The sequence below is a fragment of the Microbulbifer maximicatervae (SeqCode) genome, assembly GCF_052468095.1.
The window spans coordinates 5,191,023-5,214,976 of the sequence record NZ_CP174332.1; the positions used below are offsets into that span (position 1 = coordinate 5,191,023).

The following is a 23,954-nucleotide window of genomic DNA, read 5'->3' on the forward strand; positions in this document are numbered from 1 at the left end:
TCTATGCATTAGGCGGCGCCATTAACATCTATATCAAAAATATTTAATAAAGCTATATCAAAACATTTTGATATAGGTGTGCTCCCCTGCTAGACTTCGCCCCATGTCTGAAAATGAGCCAGCACCCGAACTGAGTCCAGCCGAGGCAATTCCTCAGTTGGCCTTGACCCTGAAAGCCGCCGGAGATCCCCTGCGGCTCGAAATTTTGCGCCTGCTTAGCCAGGATTCTTACAGTGTTTTAGAGCTGTGCCGAATCTTTGATTTGCGCCAACCGGCCCTGAGTCATCACTTGAAAGTGCTCGCCCAGGCAGGTCTGGTAAACAAGCACCGCGAAGGTAATAACCTTTTCTACCGGCGCACTGCAGCTACTCCACTGCTGGCACAGCTATTTACAAACCTGGATCATTTGCCTCTGGCCGATGTGCGGGTGCAGGCGGTATCCCGGATTTCTGAGGAGAGAGCGGAAGCATCGCGACGTTTCTTTGCCGATTACGGCAACCGCTTTCGCGAGCAGCAGGAATTGATTGCCAGCTATGACGTATACGGACCACAGGTGGCTCAGCTGCTCAAACCTGGCCGTCATGCCTTGGAAGTTGGGCCTGGAGAAGGTGAATTTCTACAGGAGTTGGCTCAGCGTTTCGCGACAGTGACAGCACTGGATCTGTCTTCTGCAATGTTGGAGCGGGCCCAATCTTTTGCCGATGAACAGGGTATTAAAAATATCGAGTTTGTCTGTAGCGATACTCGCGCTGCTGCGGCACGGCCGGCCAGTGCCGACACCATCGTGGTGAACATGGTGCTGCACCACACTCCTGACCCGGCACAAATTTTTCACGATTTGCACGGCGCCCTAAAAAAGGGCGGGCAGCTTTTAATTGCAGAATTGCAAGAACACAGCCAGGACTGGGCCAGAGAGGCCTGCGGAGATTTATGGCTGGGTTTTGCTCCAGAGCAGTTGAGTGACTGGGCCGCGACTGCTGGCTTACAAGATGGGCGCAGTATTTACAGCGCCCTGCGCAACGGCTTTCAGATCCAGATAAGAGAGTTTATTAAGCCCTGACGGGGGTTTGTCAGGCACAGCCTGAAGTTAAAAGATATTCAACCGCTGCGGCGGGACAATGGAGACCTCAAAATGAGTGAATACAGACTGTTTACCTCAGAATCCGTATCTGAGGGGCACCCGGATAAAATTGCCGACCAGATTTCCGATGCTGTATTGGATGCTCTACTGGCCCGTGATAAGCAGGCGCGGGTTGCCTGTGAAACCCTGGTGAAAACCGGTATTGCTGTTATTGCCGGCGAGATTTCCACCTCTGCCTGGGTGGACTTGGAAGAGCTGGTGCGTAAAGTTATCACCGATATCGGCTACACCTCTTCTGACGTGGGTTATGACGGTGAGACCTGTGGTGTTATCAATGTGATCGGTAAACAATCTGTGGATATCGCACAGGGTGTAGACCGCGCTAAGCCGGAAGATCAGGGTGCTGGGGACCAGGGGTTAATGTTTGGTTATGCGACCAACGAAACCCCCACCTTTATGCCTGCGCCGATCTACTATTCCCATCGTCTGGTTGAGCGCCAGGCTGAAGTGCGTAAATCCGGTCTGCTTCCCTGGTTGCGCCCCGATGCAAAAAGCCAGCTGACCTTCCGTTACGACGAACAGGGTCGCCCCTGCGCGATCGATGCGGTTGTTCTTTCAACCCAGCACAACCCGGATGTCAGCCAAAAAGATCTGCGCGATGCAGTGATGGAGCTGATTGTTCACAACACCTTGCCGCTGGAATGGCTGCATAAAGACACCAAGTTCCATATCAACCCGACGGGCAACTTTGTTATTGGCGGGCCAGTTGGGGACTGCGGTCTCACCGGGCGCAAGATTATCGTCGATACTTACGGTGGCTCCGCTCGCCATGGCGGCGGTGCGTTTTCCGGTAAGGACCCCTCTAAGGTTGACCGCTCTGCCGCTTATGCGGGTCGCTATGTGGCTAAGAACATTGTCGCTGCAGGCTTGGCCAAGCGCTGTGAGATTCAGGTTTCCTACGCCATCGGTGTCGCCGAGCCGACTTCCGTAGCAATTAATACTTTTGGAACCGGTTTGGTACCAGAGGATAAGCTGGTAGAGCTGGTGCGTGAAAACTTTGACCTGCGTCCTTACGCCATCTCCAAATCCCTCGACCTGTTGCACCCGATGTATCAGTTGACCGCAGCTTATGGTCACTTTGGTCGCGATCCGTTTACCCACACTTACAATTGGATCGACAGCAATGGCCAGGAACGCAGTGAGAGCTTTACTGCTTTCCCATGGGAAAAAACCGACAAGGCGGATGCGCTTCGCTCCCAAGCCGGCCTCTAAGTTTCAGAAATAAATATTCATGCCTGCGCCAAAAGCGCGGGCATACAAAATATGCTGGGTACCACTCGGCAAGCAGATAATTTTTGGACTCAAAAACGATGAATCAAATGAGCACTGAATTTAAAGATTACAAAATTGCGGACATTTCCCTGGCCGAGTGGGGGCGCCGTGAAATTGAAATTGCAGAAGGTGAAATGCCGGCACTGATGACCCTGCGTGAGAAATACCGCGCAGAGCAGCCGCTGGCGGGTGCCCGTATCATGGGCTGTATCCACATGACAATCCAGACTGCAGTGCTGATCGAAACTCTGGTCGCGCTGGGCGCTGAAGTTCGCTGGTCCTCCTGTAATATTTTCTCCACCCAGGATCACGCTGCTGCTGCCATTGCTGCGCGCGGAATCCCCGTATTTGCCTGGAAAGGTGAAACTGAAGAAGAATACGAGTGGTGCCTTGAGCGCACTATTGGTGCCGATGTTGCCGGCTGGCAACCCAATATTATTTTGGATGACGGTGGCGACCTCACCGAATTGCTGCACCGCGAATACCCGCAACTTCTCGATGCTTGCCACGGTGTGAGTGAAGAGACCACCACTGGCGTACACCGCCTGCAGGATATGCTGCGCGAAGGCACCCTGAAGATTCCTGCGATCAACGTCAATGACGCTGTGACCAAGAGCAAGAACGACAATAAATACGGCTGTCGCCACAGTCTCAACGACGCCATCAAGCGCGCCACTGACCACTTGCTCTCTGGTAAGCGAGCGCTGGTTATTGGTTACGGCGACGTAGGTAAAGGTTCCGCAGCATCCCTGCGCCAGGAAGGCATGATCGTACGAGTTTCTGAAGTGGACCCGATCTGTGCGATGCAGGCTTGTATGGACGGCTTCGAGCTGGTTTCCCCCTACATCGACGGCGTTAATACTGGTACCGCTGAGGGTATTAACAAACAGCTGCTGGCCAATACAGACCTGATCGTTACTACAACTGGCAACGTAAACGTTTGCGATGCCCACATGCTTTCCGCCCTGAAGAGTGGTGCGGTGGTTTGTAATATTGGTCACTTCGATAATGAAATCGACACCGCCTTTATGCGTGAAAACTGGGAGTGGCAGGAAGTTAAGCCGCAGGTACATAAGGTGGTTCGCAATAGCGAAACCAATGATCACTTGCTGCTGCTGTCTGAAGGCCGCCTGGTAAACCTCGGCAACGCTACTGGCCATCCGAGTCGCATCATGGATGGCTCTTTTGCCAACCAGGTTCTCGCCCAGATCCATTTGTTCAAAGAAAAGTTTGCTGACTTACCGGCAGATCAAAAAACTTCAGCGCTGTATGTAAAAGTGCTGCCTAAGCACCTGGATGAAGAAGTTGCACGCTATATGGTTGAGGGTTTTAGTGGTGTTATTACCCGTATGACCGAGCAACAAGCTAACTATATCGGTGTTTCAGTTGAAGGTCCGTTCAAACCTGAAAGTTATAAGTACTAATCACCCCTAACTAAAAGGTGCCGGTATCGCCGGCACCTGAATTGTGCGGGGTTGGAGAAATATAATGAAAGACTCCATTCGCATAAGTTTCGAATTTTTCCCTCCTAAAACACCAGAGGGTCGCGAGAAGCTATACAAAACTCGCGAAGCGCTCCAGGCATTTAATCCTGAATTCTTTTCTGTTACCTATGGTGCTGGTGGCACCACGAGAGAGACAACGTCGAGTATTGTGACGAATATGCGGCGAGATGGTATTTCAATTGCTCCTCACTTGTCATTTGGTGGTGATAATGAAGAGACAATACTGGGCCTACTCAATCAGTATGCTGAAGCTGGAGTTAATCGAATCGTAGCGTTGCGCGGTGATATGCCATCGGGCATGGGGGCAGTGGCGCAACTGGTTTATGCGAATGAATTAGTCGCTTTTATTCGCCGACATACCGGTGATCAATTTCACTTGGAAGTCGCAGCATACCCTGAGATACACCCTGAGTCGAACAGCTATGATGATGATATACGTTATCTTAAAGGCAAGTTCGAGGCGGGGGCCAATAGTGCCCTTACCCAGTATTTCTATAATCCAGATTCTTATTTTTACTTCATTGATCAGTGTGAAAAAGCTGGTATCGATGCCCCTATTTATCCTGGCATTATGCCGATAGTTAACTTTGCTAACCTAGTACGTTTCTCTCGAAATTGTGGTGCAGAGATTCCAAGATGGCTGATTAAACGTATGGAAAGTTATAGCAATCCTGAGGACATTCGAAAGCTAGGCTTAGAGGTGGTCACTGATCTCTGTGAGACTTTATTGGAAGGTGGTGCGCCGGGTTTACATATTTATACAATGAATCAGAGTGATATGGTAATTAAAATCTTGACGAATTTAAGGCTATAAGAAAAAGCCCGAAAGCTTGGCTTTCGAGCTTTTAGTCATTTATAAACCACCTGGACCACAGTCACTCTTTAGGTATTCTTCCAATGAAGACAACATCGCTAGGTGATGTTGTGGGAACCAAGGATTACTATGCCAAAGATCAGGAATTTCTAAGTATTTAACGGGTTTTTCAAGCTTCTTCAGGCGTTCATAGAATTTCCTTGATTGATCTACAGGAACTCTCTGGTCTCTATCACCGTGAAAAATAAACAAGGGAATGTTTGCCTTTTCAGCTTGATAGTGTGGAGATAGACCGCCAATTGTTGGGTTTTGGAACTCCCGGTTAAAAGGGTTTTCGAAAGTGATTTTATCAAAAGTATCTAATTCGGATAAACCTGCACCAGCAATAGCACATTGGTAGGGGCTATTATCTCGCACTGTTGCGGCCATCGCGGCATAGCCTCCATAGGAATAACCATAGATTGCAATGCGGTCCTCGGCAGAAATTCCCTGTTGGACTAACCATTGGGCACCATCGTCCTTGTCATCCTGCATTTTTTGGCCCCATTCAAGGTCGCCCGCTCGCCACAGCTTTTGGCCCCAGCCTTCAGAGCCACGGTATTGTGGCTGTAAAACAGCGTAGCCCCGGTTGGCCAAAAATTGAGCCCATCTGTCCCAGCCGAGATAATCACGGGCCCAAGGGCCACCGTGAGGCATGATTACCGTAGGGTAAGGGGCCTTGCCTTGTGATGGAGTAGTAAGAAATGCTGGAATCTCGAGTCCGTCACGTGCTTTGTAGGTGACAAACTTCATTTCAGACATAATATTAGGATCAATGTTTGGAAACTTGCGGCCTAGAGGTAGCAATTGGCTACCATTAACTAAAAGGCTGTAGGCGCCTGGCTCTTTAGGGCCAGAAGAAAGAATCACAACCAGCTCCAGCCCCTGTGACATAGAGGTGAGTTGGTGCATTTGATCGGTAGGTAGGGCTGCGTTTACCTTTTTTTGTAAATTTGCATATAAAGGATCTGTATAGATAGTTTCTCTTGCTGGACCTTCAACACTATAGCCAATAAGATCGGGCTCGCCTGCAATAGGATAAGATTTTGTTACTATTCCCGATATTTCATAGTTTTCACCGATAAAAATAGGATCGCTTAATTTTCTTTCAGTAGGATCATATTTTTTGATAACTGATTTGTCTCTATTAGTATTATCGGATACGTATACCGATCCATCAGCTGTAACAGTTAAACCTCCAACACCCTCGCGTTTTGAGGCATGAAAGTTAAAATGTTCTTCCCACTTATTACTTTCTTTGTTTTTAAGATAGGTGGTAATGCGTACATCTTCACCAGATCCAAAAACCTTTTCTTTGACAACTACATTTCCTAGAGTATCTGTACTAAAGGAGCTTCGATCGTCTCCACGAAAAACACGCTTGCTAGTTAGTTTGTTAAGATCAAGCTCTAAAAACTCTTCGGCCCTACTGCTAGTTGTTACATTGAGTAGAATCTTATTGGGCTTTTCTGCTAGTTGGTTAACGATAGATACTGATTGAATATCATCTCGATGCCCTAGTAGCTCTCTAAACTTACCGGTTTCAGAATCCAGTAAATAGGCTATATTTTTAAACCACTTTGTGAATTTTCCTCCAAACCTATAATCATATTTCTGTCTACCTATGGCAAATAGCTTATTATCACTTACCCAAGATAGGTAGATTAGCTTGCTGTCGTCAGGGCGAAAATAAAGTGGTTTTTTGGCTAAATCATCGGCTTGCCATATTGTCGCATACGGCGCCTCGTTCACGTCAACTAGTGTTAATGCTGAGATTTTTGAGCCCTTTGGATTTACAGTTACTGAATCAATTACGGGATCGTGTATCCAAGCTTCTAACGGCACCTGCTGAGCCATAGATATATTGGCTATGGCAGCTATCGTTATTATAGTAATCGATCTTATGATCTTAAATATGATATTTTTCCGTCGCATATTTTAATACCAAATATAACTAAATATAAAAAGGCCGGCCAACGGGCCGGCCTAAAATTTTAATTTTAGAAATTAAAATTCATATCCTAGCTGTACCATAAATGTGCGGCCAAGAAGTGGATAACCCGAGCCTGGTAGAGTGTTAAATACTCGTGTGGCGGTTACGCTACCAGTATTGTCAGAGACAATGGGTGGTTCATCATCAAGGATATTACGAACGGTTGTAAGAACTTCCCAGTTGCCTTGGGTATAGCGTGCAGAAAGCGTGTGGTAAAACTCACTATCTGTTTGATAAATTAGGTTCTCATTGGGCTCTTCTTCAGTTGAACCAATATAATCTATACGCCAGTTAAATTCCCAGTCCTTATAGTCTACACCAACATCCATATCGCCCCTCCAGTGAGGGAAGCCAAATGCACCTTCATAGTCTTCAATTTCACCGAGAAGCTCGCTATTGGCCTCATCAGTGTAGGTTAAAGTGGTGTCTACACTAAATTCAAAATTATTGAACGAATGCTCATACAACACATCAACATCAAAGCCTGAAGAGTTATATTTGCCAATATTGATAAATGAAGCATCAACTTCGGTAATAAAACCATCGCTGTCACGCGCACCAACCCTGGAGCAGAATGGGCTGGAGAAATTCTCGGAACCATAGCAATTATGGATTAAGCCAATTGCAGTTAGGCTTTGCACGGTATTACTGACTTCAATATCAAACCAGCTTACAGCGAGAGATAGGCCGACTTCTTCTGGCTGCCAAACGAATCCATAAGTGTATGAATCAGATGTCTCTGCCTTTAGGTCTTCCGCACCACCAGTAATAGTGAGAATACTTCTACTTCCACTTTCGCCAAAGCCATCAGGTACCGTTGCTGCGCAGTTCTGGTAGATGATGTCGCCAGGTTCATATGTAGAGGTATAGTTTAGGCATGGATCAGATAAGCCGTTTGCAAAACCTGTTTGATCCGCGAGGAAAATTTCATATAAATCTGGCGCGCGAAAGGATGTGCCCTTTGTGGCGCGTAAACGGAAACTTGGGATGACCTGCCAATTTAATGCCGCACGGTATGTTGTGTCGTCGCCGTAAGAATCATAATCTGTCCAGCGAGTAGAGAGATTAAGACTAACCTCCTCAGCCATCATTACATTTGTAAAAATGGGTAACTCAATTTCACCATATATTTCCTTAACGGTGTCAGAACCCTTTGTACGGCCTGCAGAAGTTGCACCCCAAATATTATTATTTTGAGCGTGCTCATCAGGAACATCATCAATGGACTCGTCTCGGTACTCAATACCGACTACACCATAAACCTCCCCGGCAGGAAGACTGAAGAGTTCACCGGTAACATGCCCTGCAAGTTGGAAGCTATCGTAAGTGGTTTCACCTTCAATTTGCTCAGTAATATAACCTAGCTCGCTATCGGTTAAGCGACCATAAAGAAGTGCTTCTTCATTAAATAGATTGAGTGCGACACAATCAGGGTTACTAGCTAAGTCTTTACATACGAGGTTACCGTCAGAGTCAAGCTCCGCGTTCAATGCATTTGTCACGCGATCTTCAATAAAGGCATGACTCTGATAGGTACCCTTAGAATATCCGTAGCCAAGGTACATATCATAGGACCAAGTGGCAGACAAATCACCTTTTAAGCCAGTAAAAAAGTTAAATCTGTCAATAGAAACTTCTGATGTGGGGTCCAGGAGTTCATAGCTTGGAAGAACTGGCTGGGCAGTGTAACCACCGAACTCAGCTAACGAGCCACTAGTGCCAAATGGATTGGTTGGATTATCAGCAGGAACCACAGGGAAGAACTGTCTGTAACCGCCGTTGGATTTGGTTTTACGCTGGTTATAGTAAAACTCATAGTATGCAGTTGCACTTAGCTCATTAATAGAGAAGTCATAGTTACCCAGTGATGAGAGGCTTATCAAGTCCATTTCGGTTTGGACTTGGCTAATCCCTGCATCGCGCGTGTCTCGATAATACTCACCAGAGTTATCTAAAGCTGTCTCGGGGACTGTCGTGAAATAGGGTATACCGTACTCCCCATTAATGTTCGCGTCATAATTGGGATTACTGGGGTCGGCGCCTGGGCCTAAAGTGGGATCGAAGCGAGCCCAACCAAAAGGTGAGACGGCGAATCCATAGACCATTCCAAAACACAGCTCTTCCCCTGTGTTTGGATCGCGGTTATCAATATTTCCATCCCCATTTGCGTCGGTTAACCGCGGGCGGGTGGTGCAATCCGCATACCCTAGATCACTCTGTACGATCTCAGTTTGCTTTGAGACACTGGATGCAAAACTGACACTCCAGTTATCCCCTGTTACTCCCCAAACACCGTCTAAAGAGTAGTCTTCACCCTCACCAAGTTCAGGCATTCGGTATGTAAAATCAAGGTTCCCGCCATCGATAGATTCACGAGTGATTGCATTGACTACACCGGCAATTGCATCAGCCCCATAGATGGAGGATGCACCGTCTTTAAGGATTTCATAGCGATTAATAAGGCCAGATGGCATTGCCGTTAAATCTACTGAGTTTGTAGCACCTCGAACCCCAGAAGGTGCCCAACGTTTACCATTGACCAGTACTAGAGAGCGTTGCCCACCAAGTCCCCGCAAAGAAATTGTATGGGCACCAGGGCCACCGTCAGTTACAAAACCAGAAAATGAATCGTCAATTTGCTGCCCAGATGCTACAGAAGAGTTTTGTAAGATATCTGAGGCATTAACTAAACCTGCCAGTGCACTTTTATCAGAGGTAATAACAGTGATAGGGGCTGTGCTACTAAACTCGTCCCTTTTAATACGGGAACCAGTTACGACTACGTTCTCAATTTCTCTATCCGAACTGCCAATCTGTTGGACAGATTCGGCTTGAACATTGCTAGTTTCTAATTCATTTGGCTCACCAGTAGCTTCTTGTGAGATAGCATACGGTGTAGCCATTGAAACAGATCCCGCAATTGCGAGACTCAAAAGACTCCGCTTATATGTTTGTTCCATTTAACCCTCCAAGGCGATAGCGATATTTGCTTGTTCTTCTTTTCTGCGTATCAATTTAGTTTTTATGCACCTACAGAAAGCTCTGATAATAACTTCTAGAAGTATTTGGCTCGATACGGCATGTGAAAAGAGATGTCATGTCATAAAATAAATCTTTTTTTACCATTCCTGTAATAAAAATAAGATAATATTTGAATTTTTATTGCATATTATTGACATAAGTTGTTAAAGGGTAAGCCTAAAAATCTTGATTTTCTGTTGTATGCTTAATTTTTTTGCTTGGTTCATCTTTGTAATTTATAAGACTGGCACTTTTTAATCCTGTCACATGTGACAATGCATTGTATTTGTTATTAAATCCAATTTTATTGCTTTTGAACTATTGTTTGTTTTTGTAAATCAAGCAATTTTTAAAACTTCTGTGGTTGCATGAAACCAACTAAAATAACAATGTTTACTTACGGTTTATCCTATTAAGTGATGGGCGTTGGTTATGAATCTATTTCAAAATGATTTTGAATTGTAAGATTAAGAAAAGAAAAATTATTTCCAGTAAATAGCGTGTGATATTTTATGAGGCTCTCTTTAAGTTATTTTTATCTGTTGCGTATGTAAGTGTATAGTTCCTTTATTTAAATAGTCCTTGAGTGTATGTAACTTTATAACTTTTCTTAATCCTGCCTCCGGTATTTATTTTTAATCATTCCAAATGTTTAATAAATAGAGAGGCTTTTACCTTAAATAGATTGTTAAGGTGCTGCGGATGGTCATAGTTGGTTTGCCCTCAGGCCCTATAAGTTTTCATAAAAGCTGTCTAATTTTTTAAATGTTTACAATTTGCATGTTAAAATTATTAGGAAGATATTATATGTCGTCATGTCAAATTTTATGGTTTTGTGTTTTTAAAAATATATCTTCTACAGTATTTACATTTATTTTTACTATGGGGAGCATTTAAGCGTTGTGCAAATGCGGATTTACAATCCACCTAAAGAACCGTTCATTCATGTGTTATATAAAGACGAAGGTTTGCTTATATTAGAGAAACCTAGCGGCCTTCTCAGCGTGCCCGGTAGGAGTGTCGATCATTACGATAGCTTGGCTACTCGAGCTCAATCTCAATATACAGATTCATTAATAGTTCATCGCCTCGATATGGATACATCCGGATTGGTTGTGATGGCTCGTAACCCTGAAGTACACAGGAAATTAAGTCATTTTTTTCAAAACCGAGAAGTTGAAAAAAAATATTTTGCGCGAGTATGGGGTGTGCCAGGAAATGCAATTGGTGAGGTGAATTTACCCCTTATTTGTGACTGGCCAAATAGGCCAAGGCAAAAAGTAGATTTTGCCGAGGGCAAGCCATCTCTAACTCGCTGGGAGAAAGTCTCCAGCTCTGAAAACAGTAGCTTGATTCGACTTATGCCAGTTACTGGACGCTCTCACCAACTCCGCGTGCATATGCAGGCAATAGGACATCCAATATTGGGGGACCCCTTTTATGCCCATCCTGATGCGTTGAAGGGGGCTTCGAGGCTACTGTTACATGCTAGCGAGCTGAAATTTTCTCATCCTGTAAGTGGAGAAGCTTTGCATTTTAATAGCGAGTTGCCCGGAGAGTTTTTAATTGAATAATATGGCAAAAGGGGCTGTCAGAGAGATATAAAAAGGGCGGCCATTTGGCCACCCTTTTTATCGGTTATTTTTTATTCTTCATCGCCGCCATCAAAATATCACCCATGCTGCCACGGCCATTACCTTGGCCCCCTTTCTGGGAGCGACTGCCCTGCTGCTTGTTGTAGCGCTGGGCTTGGCGGTTTTCGCGCTGGTCACCCTTTTTAATACCGCCACTACCCTGCTCTCCGGGCTCGTCAGATAAGCGCATGGATAGGCCAATGCGTTTGCGGGCAACGTCCACTTCCATCACTTTAACTTTGACAATATCACCGGCTTTTACGACTTCGTGAGGATCTTTAACGAACTTCTCTGAGAGTGCAGAGATATGTACCAGGCCATCCTGATGAACACCGATATCCACAAAGGCACCGAAGTTGGTGACATTGGTGACGGTCCCCTCGAGTACCATTGCCAGGCGTAGGTCTTTTATTTCTTCTACGCCCTCTTCAAATTTTGCCGTGCGGAATTCCGGGCGCGGGTCTCGGCCAGGTTTTTCCAGTTCGGCGATAATATCGGTAACGGTAGGTACACCGAATTTTTCGTCGGTATAGTCTGCCGGATTCAGTCGGCGCAGGAAGCCGGAGTCGCCGATAAGGCTGTTAATTTCACGGCTATTTTTCTCGGCAATGCGTTTAACCACGATATAGGACTCGGGGTGCACACCGGATTTATCCAGCGGATTTTCACCGTTATTAATACGCAGGAAGCCGGCGGCCTGTTCAAATGCTTTGGGGCCCAAACGCGGAACTTCCATCAGTTGCTTGCGATTTTTGAAAGCGCCGTTCTGGTCGCGGTAGCTGACAATATTGTTGGCAATAGATGCAGTCAGGCCGGAAACCCGAGCCAGCAGCGGTGCAGAGGCGGAATTCAGCTCAGCGCCGACACCGTTTACACAGTCCTCAACCACTGCGTCCAATGAGCGGGCCAGTTGAGTCTGGGAAACGTCGTGCTGATACTGGCCAACACCAATAGATTTGGGTTCGATTTTCACCAATTCTGCCAGTGGGTCCTGCAGACGGCGGGCGATGGAGATAGCTCCACGGATAGTAACGTCAAGATCAGGGAATTCCCGCGCAGCAAATTCAGAGGCGGAGTAAACGGAAGCACCGGCTTCGTTAACCACAACTTTTTGAGCCGTCAGCTTGTATTGCTTAATGGTTTCCCCGACGAATTTGTCGGTTTCGCGGCTGGCGGTGCCGTTGCCAATGGCGATCAGGCCCACATTGTATTTATTACACAGGGCGGCAATAACCGCTGCAGACTCCTGGTGACGATTCTGTGGTGGGTTGGGGAAGATGGCGGTGTGATCGAGTATCTTGCCGGTGGCATCGACCACGGCGACTTTGACCCCGGTGCGCAAGCCCGGGTCGAGGCCGATGGTGGCTTTTTGCCCAGCCGGAGCTGCCAGCAGCAGATCTTTCAAGTTGCGGGAGAATACCTTGATGGCTTCTTCTTCTGCTTTCTCGCGAAGCTCACCCATCAGGTCAGTTTCCAGTGCGGTCAGCAGCTTGATTCGCCAGGTCCAGCGCACTACTTCGCCTAGCCATTTGTCTGCAGGGCGACCTTCATCGGTGATATCCACATGGCGGGCGATCATGGCTTCGCAGGGGTGGCTGGAGGTTGGGGAGGTCCCCTCTTCTTCGGCGAGGCCCACACTGATAGCGAGCACGCCCTCGTTGCGGCCGCGGAAAATAGCCAGGGCGCGGTGCGAAGGCACCTTGGACCAGTCTTCGGCGTATTCAAAATAGTCGCGGAACTTGGCCCCTTCCTCTTCTTTGCCTTCGAGCAGTTTGGATTTCACCTGTCCGTCGCGCTTGAGGAATTCACGCAGCTTGCCCAGCAGCTCGGCATCTTCGGCAAAACGCTCCATCAGGATAAATTTGGCTCCATCCAGAGCGGCTTTGATGTCTTTGACGTGAAGGGTGGCGTCTTCGTTGTCGGTGTTGAGGTATTGCTCTGCTTCAGCTGCGGGGTCGAGGGAGGGGTTGTTGATCAGTGCATCGGCCAGCGGTTCCAGGCCAGCCTCGATGGCGATTTGCCCTTTGGTGCGGCGCTTGGGTTTGTAGGGGAGGTAGAGGTCTTCGAGGCGATTCTTGGTGTCGGCACTGTTAATTTGTTGTGACAACTCTGGAGTCAGCTTGCCCTGCTCATCGATGCTTTTCAGGATGGCAGCGCGGCGCTCTTCCAGTTCGCGCAGATAGCGCAGTCGGTCTTCCAAGGTGCGCAGCTGGGTGTCGTCCAGGGCCCCTGTCACTTCTTTCCGGTAGCGCGCAATAAATGGGACTGTGGCTCCTTCATCGAGCAGGGATACTGCGGCGGTAACCTGTTGTGGTCTGACATTGAGTTCTTCGGCGATGCGAACGTTGATATCCAGCATTGATGTTTACATCCGTTTTCCGGGAAATTTCGTACCGTTAAGGGCGATGTTGGACCAGTAAGTAGCCTTTCAGTTTCCGTGGTATTTGGCGGGTAAACGAGAGGGCCCTTACAGGAGTAATTTTGGGTCGGCATTATGCGTTACCCGAGCGCAGCGAGGAAGGTTTGCGGCAGGACACAAACTTGTGCGGCAGTCTGCATCCAAATTGCCTCTTATGTGCGTCGAACTCCAGTAGAATGCGTACTAACTAAAATTTGACCAATTCAGGTCAGGGAACGGGGTAGAGGGTACCTGTGAAAGTCTCGAGTAAAAACAAGCTGTTATTCATTGTATTGTTAGTCGGGGTGGCTGTTATTGCTGCGGTGGTTGTATTGAAACCGAAGCCGGAGGAAAAACCGCCAGAGGTGGTGGTACCGCCAATGGCTGATGTTCTCTATATAGAACCCCGTCGCCAGACACTGTTGGTACCCAGCCAGGGAACCGTTCATGCCCGCCATGAAATCGATGTGATCGCGCGAGTCGGCGGTGTGATCGAAAGCGTCGATGAGGCATTTGTTCCCGGTGGCTTCTTCAATAAAGACGCCCGTTTATTGCAGCTCGAGCAAGCAGACTATCGCTACCAGGTCACTCGCGCGGAATCGCAACTGGCAAATGCCAAGTCCACCCTGGCTCAGGAGCAGGGCCATGCCAAGCAAGCTAAGCGCGAGTGGCGTGACCTGGGATCAGAAGCTGCTAATGCCCTGTTCCTGCGCAAACCCCATCTCGAAGCTGCCCAGGCTGCAGTTGAAGCAGCGAGAGCTGACCGCGATCAGGCAAAACTGGACTTGGAGCGGACATCACTCAAAGCCCCCTTCGCAGGTCGTGTAGTTGAGACTTTTGTCGACCTGGGACAGTACATTACCCCCGGCACCCCTCTGGCAAAAATTCACAGCACCGGTATCGCTGAAGTCCGCCTCCCTCTGACCGACCAGCAACTAGCGTTGCTCGATCTTCCCCTGGGTAAAACTATTGAGAATGGCCCCGCTGTGCGTCTGAAAGCTGTTGTGGCTGGACGTGAACACGAGTGGCGTGCGCAGTTGGTGCGAACCGAAGCGAGTATCGATCCCAATAGCCGCTTTATTTTTGCTGTTGCCCAGGTACAGAAACCCTATGAAGGGGATGTGCCGCTGATGAATGGCCTGTTTGTTGAGGCAGATATTGCCGGCAGAACCTTTGATGATGTTGTGGAGCTGCCCCGTCAGGCACTACATGAAGGAGATCACCTGTTGGTTCTGAATGACGAGAGTCAGCTGATCTACAAAACTGTTGAGCTGTTACAAACCATCGGTGACAGAATCTGGCTCCGCGGGGATATCGCTATGGGTGACCGAGTGATTGTTTCAAGCTTGGGCTACTCCCGTGAGGGTATGGTACTTACCGCTAATCCCCTCAATGAGCGGCCAGCGGGCCTGGGGAGTCTTCCTGAGGATTCAGCAGATCCCTCTACAGTATCCGCTGCTGGTGATGCCGGTGGTGTTAGCAATGCTTCCCAGGGAGGCAAGTGATGAGCGGAATCATCCCGTGGTTTGCGCGCAATAGCAAAGCCGCAAACCTGCTGATGATTATGATAATCATCGGCGGAATCTTTGGCCTTATGAGTATCGACCGGGAGGTGTTTCCCACGCTGCAGCTGGGGATTGTAGAGGTTAATATCTCTTACCCCGGCGCCGGTCCGGCAGAGGTGGAGCAGCAGGTAACTGTTCGGGTTGAGGAGGCTATCTCTGAAGTAAAGGGTATTAAGGAGGTAAATTCTGCTTCCCGACGGGGTAGTGCCTCTATTGAAATCCAGGCGATGGATGGCTACGACGAGCTGCGATTGCTCAACGATATTAAGGTTCAGGTGGATAGTATCAACACCTTTCCCGACGGTATTGAGCGTCCCGTTATTCGCTTGATTGAAGCCAACGCCGAGTTAATGATGATCGCCATCGGTGGGCCAGTTTCTGAGCGTCAGCTCAAGGAAACCACCCTGGATTTGCGCGATAAGCTCAACCTGATTTCCGGTGTGCGCAGAGTTGATGTTTGGGGTGATCGACCAGACGAGTTGTCCATTGAAGTTTCCGAGCTGGATTTACGTCGTTACAACCTGAGCTTTAATCAGGTTGCCGACGCGGTGCGCCGCTCCTCCCTGGATTTGCCTGCCGGCATGGTGCGCTCGGACCGCGGTGATATTCAGGTGCAAACTCGTGGCCAGGCCTATACCGCTGAAGACTTCGAGCGTATCCCCGTAGTTAGCCGTGCCGATGGCTCTGTATTGTTGCTGCGCGATGTAGCGACAGTGCGCGATGGCTTTGAGGAATACAACAACGTTATTCGTTTTAATGGCAATCCCGCCATGAACCTTCGCATTATTCAGGGCGAGCCCCTGGATGTGGTGAAAACCGCTGAGCGAATAAAAGCGTTCCTGGAGGAGACTCGCGAGCAATTGCCACCGGGCATGGAACTGGATGTCTGGTTCGACTTCTCCAAGGCATTTGAAGGCCGCATGAATCTGCTGACTACCAATGCCCTGAGCGGTTTTGCCATGGTGTTTGTCATGCTGATGCTGTTCCTGCGCCCGGCTCTGGCCATGTGGGTAACCGTTGGCATTGTTGTCGCTTTCCTAGGTGCTTTCTGGCTGTTGCCGGTGACCGGCGTCAGCCTAAATATGCTGTCATTGTTCGCCTTCCTGTTAATACTCGGGATTGTGGTGGACGATGCCATCATTGTGGGGGAGGCAGTGCATGCTGCCCACGATAGAGGTGAATCTGGCTTAGCTGCAGCTGAGCAAGGGGTGAAGCAGGTAGCTTCCCCGGTAATTTTCGCCGTGACCTCCACCATGGTGTTCTTTATCCCCATGCTGTTTCTACCCGGCATTACCGCACAGATGATGCTGGCCTTGCCGGTGGTGGTACTGCTGTGTCTGGTCTTCTCCCTGGTGGAATCCCTGTTGATTCTGCCGGCTCACTTGGTGGGCATGAAGCCAGAGAAACCTGCTAAATCGACACTGGGAATTAAATTACAAAACATACGTAGAAGTTTTGCCGGTGCGATGAAGACGGCCGGAGATAAGTACTACCTGCCTTTACTGGAAAAGTCCCTAAGCAATAGCCGCACCACAGTGATGAGCTTTATGTTGGCACTGGGTTTGTCGATCGCTGTTTTCCAGAGTGGTTATGTGGGCTCTTCATTCTCACCCCAGGTCCCCTCTGATTTATTGCAATTGCGAATTTCTATGGCCTCAGGTGAACCCTTCAGTGAAGCTGAACGGGTAATGGAACAGGTACTCACCGCCGCTGATAAGTTGGAAATCGATGAGGGAATGCTGGAGCAGAACAAGGGTGAGTCCTTCTTGCAGAACTCCCTGGTTTTCAATTGGCGTGGCAATATTTATGTAACTTTGCAGCTTACCGATGGAGAGATGCGTGATGTCACCTCCGAGTCTTTAGCGTTGCGTTGGCGCGAATTGATTGGCGAGCTGCCGGCTAGCGTCGAGGACATGAATATTGATGCGAGCATCAACAATAGCAGTAATGGTATGAGCCTGAACTTGAGCACAGCCTCAGGGGATATGGGTGAACTGCGCGCTGCTGCTGATTTGGTTAAGGAAAAACTGGATAGTTATGTCGGTGTTTATGATGTGCGGGATAACCTGACCAGTGCCCGTCGCGATATTGAGATCCAGCTGAAGCCTTACGCCACCACGATGGGCATTAACCTGTCAGATGTGGCCAGGCAGGTTCGTCAGGGTTTCTACGGTGAGGAGGTTCAACGTATCCCACGTGGTCGTGAGGATGTTCGCGTAATGGTTCGCTACCCTATGGAGGAGCGCGCCAGCGAAGAGCAGATGGACCGCATTCGCATTCGTACCAACGATGGGGAGGTACCCTTCTCAGCGGTGGCCGAGGCAGTTTACGTGCCGGGCTATACCACGATTCGCCGCAACGATCGCGAGCGCACCGTGCGGGTATTTGCCGAAATAACGCCGAATACTTCCAGCGCGCAGGATATCCTTAAGGATATGCGCGAGACCCTAGTACCTGAGCTGGAGCGCCAGTTCCCCGGTTTCTCCCTGAGAACCGCTGGGGAAATGCAGGAAGAGGAAGAGTTTAACGGTGCTATCCTGGCCTTCTTCGTATTGTCCCTGTTCGGCATTTATGCGCTGCTGGCGATTGCTTTCCGCTCCTACTCTCAGCCGTTGCTGATCCTTACTGCTGTGCCGTTTGGGTTCTTTGGTGCTTTAGTTGGCCACCTGTTGATGGGACACAACATCAGCATTATGTCGATGCTCGGCTTCCTCGCAGCAGCGGGTGTGGTTGTGAACGATAACCTGGTATTGATGGATCGTATTAATCAGCTGCGCGCTCAGGGTATGGCGGTGATGGATGCGGTAGTACACGCGGGCCGGGATCGTTTCCGCCCGATTATCCTGACCTCGATTACTACCTTTATCGGTCTGGTACCGATTATGTTCGAACGGTCGATCCAGGCCCAGTTCCTGATCCCGATGGTGATCAGCCTGGCATTCGGCGTTCTGTTTGCAACGGCAGTGACTTTGATCTTGGTCCCCAACCTGTACAAAGTTATTGAGAAGTTACGCCCGAAGCACAAAGTTGCAGTAGAAGACGATACCCCGGTCTCATTGGAGACTGTGTAGCGCGAGTATCCAGGCGCAATGGTGGATCGCCTTCACCATTGCGCCTTTGGGGTATAAATGCCTAAACTAACTGCCAGCAAAATGCCGACATTCCTGTCGGCTTTTTTATGGTGTTTGAATAGGATTCTCCCATGCGCATCCCGCGTATTTTTTCCAAGCAGCCTCTGGCTTCCGATCAGAAAGTAGACCTGGATGAGCTGGCTTCCCGTCACCTGGTAAAAGTACTTCGCTTGAATGCGGGCCACCCTTTAGTTCTTTTTGACGGCAATGGCGGTGAGTACACGGCGGAGTTGATCGAGACCGGCAAACGGGCGCGCGCGCACACGGGAGAATACTGTGCAGAGGATCGCCAGTCACCGTTGGCACTGACCCTGGCGATCGGTATTTCCCGTGGCGATCGTTTCGATTGGGTGATACAGAAAGCTACTGAGCTGGGAGTTGCGGCGATACAGCCGCTGTTTACCGAACGTTGTGAAGTGAAGCTGTCCGGGGACCGCTTACAGAAAAAACTGGGTCACTGGCGCCAGATTGCTATCAGTGCCTGTGAGCAGTGTGAGCGCAACCGGGTGCCGGAGATTGCCGAACCGATAAAGCTGGCGCAGTATTTACAGAGTGAATCTGCTGAAGCTGAGCCCCAAGCCAAGTTGGTACTGCATCACCGCACCGAGCTGGATCTGCGCCAATGGCAGGCGGAGCGCGGTACACCGGAATCCGCCCTGCTACTGGTAGGTCCAGAAGGTGGGCTATCGCAGGTGGAAATCGATGCGGCACTGGCGCAGGATTTTATGCCTCTGCGCTTGGGACCAAGGGTGATGCGCACTGAGACAGCGCCGATAGCAGCATTGTCGGTATTGCAATTTCAATGGGGTGACTTGTAGTCGCTGAAGGAATGGACTCGAGAGTATTCAGGGAGAGAAGAGCATGATAAAAGCATTTATCTGGTTGTTGGGCATTGTCATCGTTGTGTTATCACTGGCGATTATTGCCAAGCCGAAACTGGCACAAAGCCTCAGCGAACGGCTTAACGAAACCGGCTATGCCCTCTCCGCCTGGGCGCGAATTATTATTGGCCTGATCCTTTTACTAATTGCAGACACTCGCCACTGGTATATTTTGTTCAATGCCCTCGGCGTACTGGTGCTATTGAGTGGTGCCTATATGCTGCAAATTGGTTTTGAGCGGGGCAAAGAATTAGCGGTTAAAATTTCCCGTGGCAATGAAAATTTCCTGCGTATTAGCGGCGTCATCGGTGTCATCCTCGGCCTGATGCTGCTCTCTGCGCGTTAACGATGTAGGTTCCCATGTCTTCTACCGATTTAATTATTTTTGACTGTGATGGTGTGCTGGTAGACAGCGAGAGCATCGTCTGTCGCATATTGGCAGAAGAAATGAATCGCCTGGGCTTGCAGACCACCGCCGAGGAGCTGGACGAACAATTCAGCGGTCGCCCGGCCAGGGACTGCTTGGTGGAAATCGAGAAGCGCTTTGGCGGACCGCTACCGGATAATTATTTTGGCAATACGGAGCGGCGAATCCGCGAGGCGTTCCAGCAGGAATTACAGCCGGTTGTGGGTATTGAAGGCCTGCTCGACCAACTGCAACAGCTGGGTCTGCGCAGCTGCGTGGCCTCCTCGGGCTCTCACCAGAAAATGCAGCTGACACTGAATAAGACCGGCTTGTACGATTATTTCGACGGGCGTATTTTCAGTGCCGACGATGTATCCCGGGGCAAGCCCTGGCCAGAGCTGTTCCTGCACGCGGCAGATGCCATGGGGGTGGCACCGGAGCGCTGTCTGGTGGTGGAGGACTCCATTGCCGGTGTCTCTGCGGCCGTCTCTGCAGGTATGCGCGTGGTTGGCTACAGCGCTCACCCAGTGCGGGGCCCCCAGCTGGAACAGCAGGGTGCCCGGGTAGTCACAGACATGATGGCAGTTCTAAATTTTATTTAATGGCCACAGTGGCCGAGACTTCCGGTTGATCAGCGCTTTCGCTGTTCTACACTGAATTTGACGTCGAGAAACCGGAAGCTGTACCTATGGCGGGTAAATTCTTGTCTGCCAGTTGCCTATTCTTATTGGCCTTTACTCTGGTGGGCTGTGACCAGTCCGAATCCCCAAAGAAATATACGCTCGAACCTGTCGATGGAATACAGTCAGGTGACAGTGAGAAGACTGCCCGAGCAGCGGCCCCCTTTGCCGATGAGCTGGTGAGGTTTTTACGGGGAAATAACCGGTCCATCGGGGACACATTCCGCCTGCGCCTGGAGTTCGATCCCGGCGGTTTTGCCCCCCGCATAGAAACCATTGCCGATCTGGAAGCCTTGCTGGTGATCATGCGCGATTTTTCAGAGATGCGAATCTCCATTGAGGGGCATACAGACAGTGGCGGCGATGCGAAGAAGAATCTCAGCCTGTCCCAGCGTAGAGCGGATTGGGTAAAGCATTTCCTGATAGAGCGGGGCGTCTCCGCTGACCGTATGGAAGCCCAGGGCTACGGCGATACTGATCCGATTGCGGATAATGAGACAGAGAAAGGCAAGCGGGAGAACCGCCGCCTGATGATCCGGGTACTAAATTTTGATCGTGTTCCCAGCAAACTGCCGAGGCGCTAACCCCGAACAGCTTGCAGGTGAAGAGCTAGCTTAGGATAGTGTCTCAGCTAGAGGCATTACCCAATTCCTCACTGGAATTTACCGGCGCCTTTGGGGCTTGGTTGGAAAATATTTTCTTCATTAATTTTCCAGTTTGACGCAATCCAATAATACTCTGCGCTGTGAGCATACCGGAGATCATTGCACCGGCTACGCCGCAGCTCATCACATCCTGCCCTGTAAGGTAGAGCCCTTTGACCCGGCTTTTGGGTCTCAGCCAGGATTGCTCAAAGCGGTTGGGATCGTGATCCAGTCCGTAGATCTCTCCCCGTGGATAGAAGCAGAAATAATCCGTGGATAACGGGGTTGAAAGCTCGTAGTAATCGATTTCCCCACGCAACTGCGGCATGTGCTTATACAAATGCTCCAGCAGGCGCTGGCTAAATGCCTCCTTCAGGTCCTCGTAATCATCTCCTCGCTTGCCCCAAGGCTTGTCGTGCCACTGGGCAAACCAATCGTAGTTGGCCGGTGCCACAATTTCGATAGTGGCGCGGCCCGGGTAGCGCTGGGTAAAGGTGGGGTCTTTCGCAGACGGGAACGAAATATAGACTAGCGGTATTTCCTTATCCTGATCGTCGATAAAGGCCTGCATATCCTCTTCGTACTGATCGCTGGAATAGATCCAGTAATTGGTCTTGGGCAGGTTTAATTCTTCCGCAGTTTTCTCCAAGCCAATATACAGACACAGGTGAGACATGGAGCGGTTGACGGTGTCCAGGTCGCGGATATATCCCATGCGCTCACTGGTGCTGCGCGGTAACAGCTTCTCGAAGGTATTAAATACCCCTGCGCCGGAGACAACTAATGGCGCTTCGATTTCATGTCCGTCGGACATTCTTACACCGCGAACCTGATCCCCATTCATCAGGATGGTTTCCACCTTGGCATAGGTAAATACATCTCCACCACTGGCCTGGATTTGGGGAATAATCGTTTCGGAGATTTTGCTGGCGCCGCCGACAGGATAGTAACCGCCATAGAGATAATGCTTGGCGATCAGGGCGTGAATAATAAAGCTGCCCTCGGATGGGGTCATGCCATTATCACCCCACTGCCCTGTCAGCACAGAGATCAGCTTTTCATTGCTGGTGATTCCACTGAGAACTTCGCGGGTGGTTTTATTGAGCCAGGCGGGTTCGCGCAGCTTTCTCCACAGGCGAATAAAAGGCCCACACCAGGAGGGCAGCATTTTTTCCATTGCCAGTCGCTGCATGGCTTTGGCAACCACATTCAGCCGTTGCAGGTACTCCTCGATATTCGCGCGCTCATCGGGGAAGTGGCTGACCAACTCATCGATAAATTGCTGGCGGCCGGCTTTCAGGTCGTATTGTTTATCGCCAATACAGATGCGGTCATAGGTGCTGTCCATTGGCGCCCAGTGCAACTGGTTATTGGAAATAAAGTCGAAGATCTTGCGGGTCATGGTGGGGTGTTCGCCCACATCGCCGATATAGTGGACGCCGACATCCCACTCATAACCATTGCGGTCATAGGCGTGGGTGTATCCCCCGGCAGTGTAGTGTTGCTCAAGGACAAGTGCTTTCTTGCCCATGGCACTGAGCATCGCAGCACAAGTCAGACCGCCAATGCCTGAGCCGATGATAATGGCGTCGTAATTGCCTTCCAGGCGGCTCGGGCGATAGCGCCGACCAATACGCAGCCGGCTTGGTTTTGGGGCACTGCGCTTCTTCTCAGGGGTCTCTGTCATGATGGCCTCGCCACTATTGTTTTTATTCCTCAACCATAGCGCCCCCTATCGAGCTATGCAATAAGTTGCATATTAATATTCTGTATATCTATTGTGCACCTTTATATATCGCGTATACAATTTGTATATAAAGCATATCAAGGTAATAGTTATGGGCATCGTCAAGATATCCGATGAGCTACACGATGAGATTCGCAAGGCCAGTACGGTGATGGCCCGTTCAATTAATTCCCAGGCGGAGTACTGGATCAAGATTGGGATGCTGGCGGAGCTGAACCCGGAATTAAGCTACAGCGACTTGTGTAAGAAGTTGCTGCGCAATCAGGCATTAACCCTGGAAGAGCTGACACGTGAGTGAAATAAAAATAAAGACTCCTGATGAGCAGGAGTTAATGCGCCAATCGGGTCAATTGTTGAGCCGTGTATTTGTCATGCTGGACGCCTTTATTGAACCGGGGGTCTCGACAATGCAAATTAATGAGCGGGTAGAAGAATTTATTGTCAATGAACTCAATGCCCGCCCCGCCAGCAAGGGGCAATATGATTATCCCTACGCCCTGAACACCTCAGTCAATGAAGTAGTCTGTCACGGCATGCCGAGCGATAAGCAGCTACTGCGGGAGGGAGATATCATCAATGTGGATATTACCCTGGAGAAATCTGGCTATATTGCGGATTCCAGCAAAATGTATAGCATCGGTACCGTGACCCCTATTGCCAGAAAACTGGTAACCACCTGCTATGAAGCTATGTGGGCCGGTATTGCCACGGTAAAGCCGGGAGTTACTTTTGGTGATATCGGCAATGCAATCCAGCGCCATACCGAGCGCAACGGATTCAGTGTCGTACGGGAATATTGTGGCCACGGTATTGGCCGGGAAATGCACGAGGCCCCGCAGGTTCTTCACTTTGGGCGGCCTGGTTCCGGTGAAGTTTTGCAGGAGGGAATGACATTTACCATTGAGCCCATGATCAATCAGGGAAATCGTAAAACTAAACTTAAGAAAGATGGCTGGACTGTAGTAACTAAGGATAAAAAGCTATCGGCTCAATGGGAGCATACGATTTTGGTAACCGGTGACGGCTATGAAGTGTTAACGCTTAGGGATGAAGAGAGATCTTCTAAGATTAAATAGCGGCCAA

General features: G+C 49.5%; 17 protein-coding genes. 13 read left to right on the forward strand and 4 right to left on the reverse strand.

The window, feature by feature from the left end; all coding sequences use genetic code 11:
* Window positions 1-103 precede the first annotated feature (103 nt).
* The 4 genes from ACJJIL_RS23095 (at window position 104) to metF (ending at window position 4,732) form a co-directional block, all read left to right on the forward strand.
* Window positions 104-1,060, forward strand: coding sequence for a metalloregulator ArsR/SmtB family transcription factor (locus ACJJIL_RS23095; protein WP_108734975.1), 957 nt, complete (start codon window positions 104-106; stop codon window positions 1,058-1,060).
* A 72-nt stretch (window positions 1,061-1,132) separates the two neighbouring features.
* Window positions 1,133-2,353 (forward strand): methionine adenosyltransferase, encoded by a 1,221-nt coding sequence (metK, locus tag ACJJIL_RS23100; RefSeq protein ID WP_282930687.1) that lies wholly within the window; start codon window positions 1,133-1,135, stop codon window positions 2,351-2,353.
* Between the two features lie 107 nt (window positions 2,354-2,460).
* The gene (gene ahcY / locus ACJJIL_RS23105; RefSeq protein ID WP_369974263.1) at window positions 2,461-3,837 is read left to right on the forward strand and encodes an adenosylhomocysteinase; all 1,377 of its coding nucleotides are present in this window, start codon (window positions 2,461-2,463) and stop codon (window positions 3,835-3,837) included.
* 64 nt (window positions 3,838-3,901) lie between these two features.
* Window positions 3,902-4,732, forward strand: a complete 831-nt coding sequence (gene metF, locus ACJJIL_RS23110; protein ID WP_445360846.1) for a methylenetetrahydrofolate reductase [NAD(P)H] — start codon at window positions 3,902-3,904, stop codon at window positions 4,730-4,732.
* A 39-nt stretch (window positions 4,733-4,771) separates the two neighbouring features.
* Here metF and ACJJIL_RS23115 read toward each other — a convergent pair whose 3' ends face one another.
* Together ACJJIL_RS23115 and ACJJIL_RS23120 are read right to left on the reverse strand one after the other, a co-directional pair.
* Window positions 4,772-6,616, reverse strand: coding sequence for an alpha/beta hydrolase family protein (locus ACJJIL_RS23115; protein WP_445360847.1), 1,845 nt, complete (start codon window positions 6,614-6,616; stop codon window positions 4,772-4,774).
* A gap of 162 nt (window positions 6,617-6,778) precedes the next feature.
* Window positions 6,779-9,667: a TonB-dependent receptor plug domain-containing protein gene (locus tag ACJJIL_RS23120; protein ID WP_445360848.1), complete on the reverse strand. Its 2,889-nt coding sequence runs from the start codon at window positions 9,665-9,667 to the stop codon at window positions 6,779-6,781.
* A gap of 1,026 nt (window positions 9,668-10,693) precedes the next feature.
* Here ACJJIL_RS23120 and ACJJIL_RS23125 point away from each other — a divergent pair.
* Complete coding sequence (locus ACJJIL_RS23125; protein WP_445362027.1) at window positions 10,694-11,359, forward strand: pseudouridine synthase; 666 nt, start codon at window positions 10,694-10,696, stop codon at window positions 11,357-11,359.
* A gap of 64 nt (window positions 11,360-11,423) precedes the next feature.
* Here the strand turns inward: ACJJIL_RS23125 and ACJJIL_RS23130 are convergent, their stop codons facing one another.
* Window positions 11,424-13,778: a Tex family protein gene (locus tag ACJJIL_RS23130; protein WP_445360849.1), complete on the reverse strand. Its 2,355-nt coding sequence runs from the start codon at window positions 13,776-13,778 to the stop codon at window positions 11,424-11,426.
* A gap of 293 nt (window positions 13,779-14,071) precedes the next feature.
* On the opposite strand from ACJJIL_RS23130, the gene ACJJIL_RS23135 reads away from it, so the two are divergent.
* From ACJJIL_RS23135 to ACJJIL_RS23160, 6 genes are all read left to right on the forward strand, one after another.
* Window positions 14,072-15,322, forward strand: coding sequence for an efflux RND transporter periplasmic adaptor subunit (locus ACJJIL_RS23135; protein WP_444918566.1), 1,251 nt, complete (start codon window positions 14,072-14,074; stop codon window positions 15,320-15,322).
* The gene (locus ACJJIL_RS23140; RefSeq protein WP_445360850.1) at window positions 15,322-18,453 is read left to right on the forward strand and encodes an efflux RND transporter permease subunit; all 3,132 of its coding nucleotides are present in this window, start codon (window positions 15,322-15,324) and stop codon (window positions 18,451-18,453) included. Before ACJJIL_RS23135 ends, ACJJIL_RS23140 begins: the two co-directional genes overlap by 1 nt.
* Before the next feature lie 131 nt (window positions 18,454-18,584).
* Window positions 18,585-19,331, forward strand: a complete 747-nt coding sequence (locus tag ACJJIL_RS23145) for a 16S rRNA (uracil(1498)-N(3))-methyltransferase (protein WP_445360851.1) — start codon at window positions 18,585-18,587, stop codon at window positions 19,329-19,331.
* A gap of 43 nt (window positions 19,332-19,374) precedes the next feature.
* Window positions 19,375-19,740: a hypothetical protein gene (locus tag ACJJIL_RS23150; protein WP_282930692.1), complete on the forward strand. Its 366-nt coding sequence runs from the start codon at window positions 19,375-19,377 to the stop codon at window positions 19,738-19,740.
* Between the two features lie 14 nt (window positions 19,741-19,754).
* On the forward strand, window positions 19,755-20,402 hold the full coding sequence (locus ACJJIL_RS23155; RefSeq protein WP_282930693.1) for an HAD family hydrolase: 648 nt from the start codon (window positions 19,755-19,757) through the stop codon (window positions 20,400-20,402).
* Between the two features lie 86 nt (window positions 20,403-20,488).
* Entirely contained in the window at window positions 20,489-21,064 is a 576-nt protein-coding gene (locus ACJJIL_RS23160; protein ID WP_444906891.1) for an OmpA family protein, read from the forward strand.
* 43 nt (window positions 21,065-21,107) lie between these two features.
* Here ACJJIL_RS23160 and ACJJIL_RS23165 read toward each other — a convergent pair whose 3' ends face one another.
* A complete protein-coding gene (locus ACJJIL_RS23165) occupies window positions 21,108-22,811 on the reverse strand; it encodes a phytoene desaturase family protein (RefSeq protein ID WP_413663774.1) in 1,704 nt (567 codons plus the stop codon).
* Between the two features lie 151 nt (window positions 22,812-22,962).
* Here ACJJIL_RS23165 and ACJJIL_RS23170 point away from each other — a divergent pair, with 151 nt between their 5' ends.
* Complete coding sequence (locus ACJJIL_RS23170) at window positions 22,963-23,169, forward strand: ParD-like family protein (protein ID WP_413663773.1); 207 nt, start codon at window positions 22,963-22,965, stop codon at window positions 23,167-23,169.
* A complete protein-coding gene (gene map, locus ACJJIL_RS23175) occupies window positions 23,162-23,947 on the forward strand; it encodes a type I methionyl aminopeptidase (protein ID WP_445360852.1) in 786 nt (261 codons plus the stop codon). The genes ACJJIL_RS23170 and map overlap by 8 nt, the downstream gene beginning before the upstream one ends.
* Window positions 23,948-23,954: the final 7 nt, after the last annotated feature.

Bases quoted from the DNA above. Each gene is read 5' to 3' on its own strand.
- ACJJIL_RS23095 (WP_108734975.1), top strand. From the start codon at position 104: ATGTCTGAAAATGAGCCAGCACCCGAACTGAGTCCAGCCGAGGCAATT.
- metK (WP_282930687.1), top strand. From the start codon at position 1,133: ATGAGTGAATACAGACTGTTTACCTCAGAATCCGTATCTGAGGGGCAC.
- ahcY (WP_369974263.1), top strand. From the start codon at position 2,461: ATGAGCACTGAATTTAAAGATTACAAAATTGCGGACATTTCCCTGGCC.
- metF (WP_445360846.1), top strand. From the start codon at position 3,902: ATGAAAGACTCCATTCGCATAAGTTTCGAATTTTTCCCTCCTAAAACA.
- ACJJIL_RS23120 (WP_445360848.1), bottom strand. From the start codon at position 9,667: ATGGCTACACCGTATGCTATCTCACAAGAAGCTACTGGTGAGCCAAAT.
- ACJJIL_RS23125 (WP_445362027.1), top strand. From the start codon at position 10,694: ATGCGGATTTACAATCCACCTAAAGAACCGTTCATTCATGTGTTATAT.
- ACJJIL_RS23130 (WP_445360849.1), bottom strand. From the start codon at position 13,778: ATGCTGGATATCAACGTTCGCATCGCCGAAGAACTCAATGTCAGACCA.
- ACJJIL_RS23140 (WP_445360850.1), top strand. From the start codon at position 15,322: ATGAGCGGAATCATCCCGTGGTTTGCGCGCAATAGCAAAGCCGCAAAC.
- ACJJIL_RS23145 (WP_445360851.1), top strand. From the start codon at position 18,585: ATGCGCATCCCGCGTATTTTTTCCAAGCAGCCTCTGGCTTCCGATCAG.
- ACJJIL_RS23150 (WP_282930692.1), top strand. From the start codon at position 19,375: ATGATAAAAGCATTTATCTGGTTGTTGGGCATTGTCATCGTTGTGTTA.
- ACJJIL_RS23155 (WP_282930693.1), top strand. From the start codon at position 19,755: ATGTCTTCTACCGATTTAATTATTTTTGACTGTGATGGTGTGCTGGTA.
- ACJJIL_RS23160 (WP_444906891.1), top strand. From the start codon at position 20,489: ATGGCGGGTAAATTCTTGTCTGCCAGTTGCCTATTCTTATTGGCCTTT.
- ACJJIL_RS23165 (WP_413663774.1), bottom strand. From the start codon at position 22,811: ATGACAGAGACCCCTGAGAAGAAGCGCAGTGCCCCAAAACCAAGCCGG.
- ACJJIL_RS23170 (WP_413663773.1), top strand. From the start codon at position 22,963: ATGGGCATCGTCAAGATATCCGATGAGCTACACGATGAGATTCGCAAG.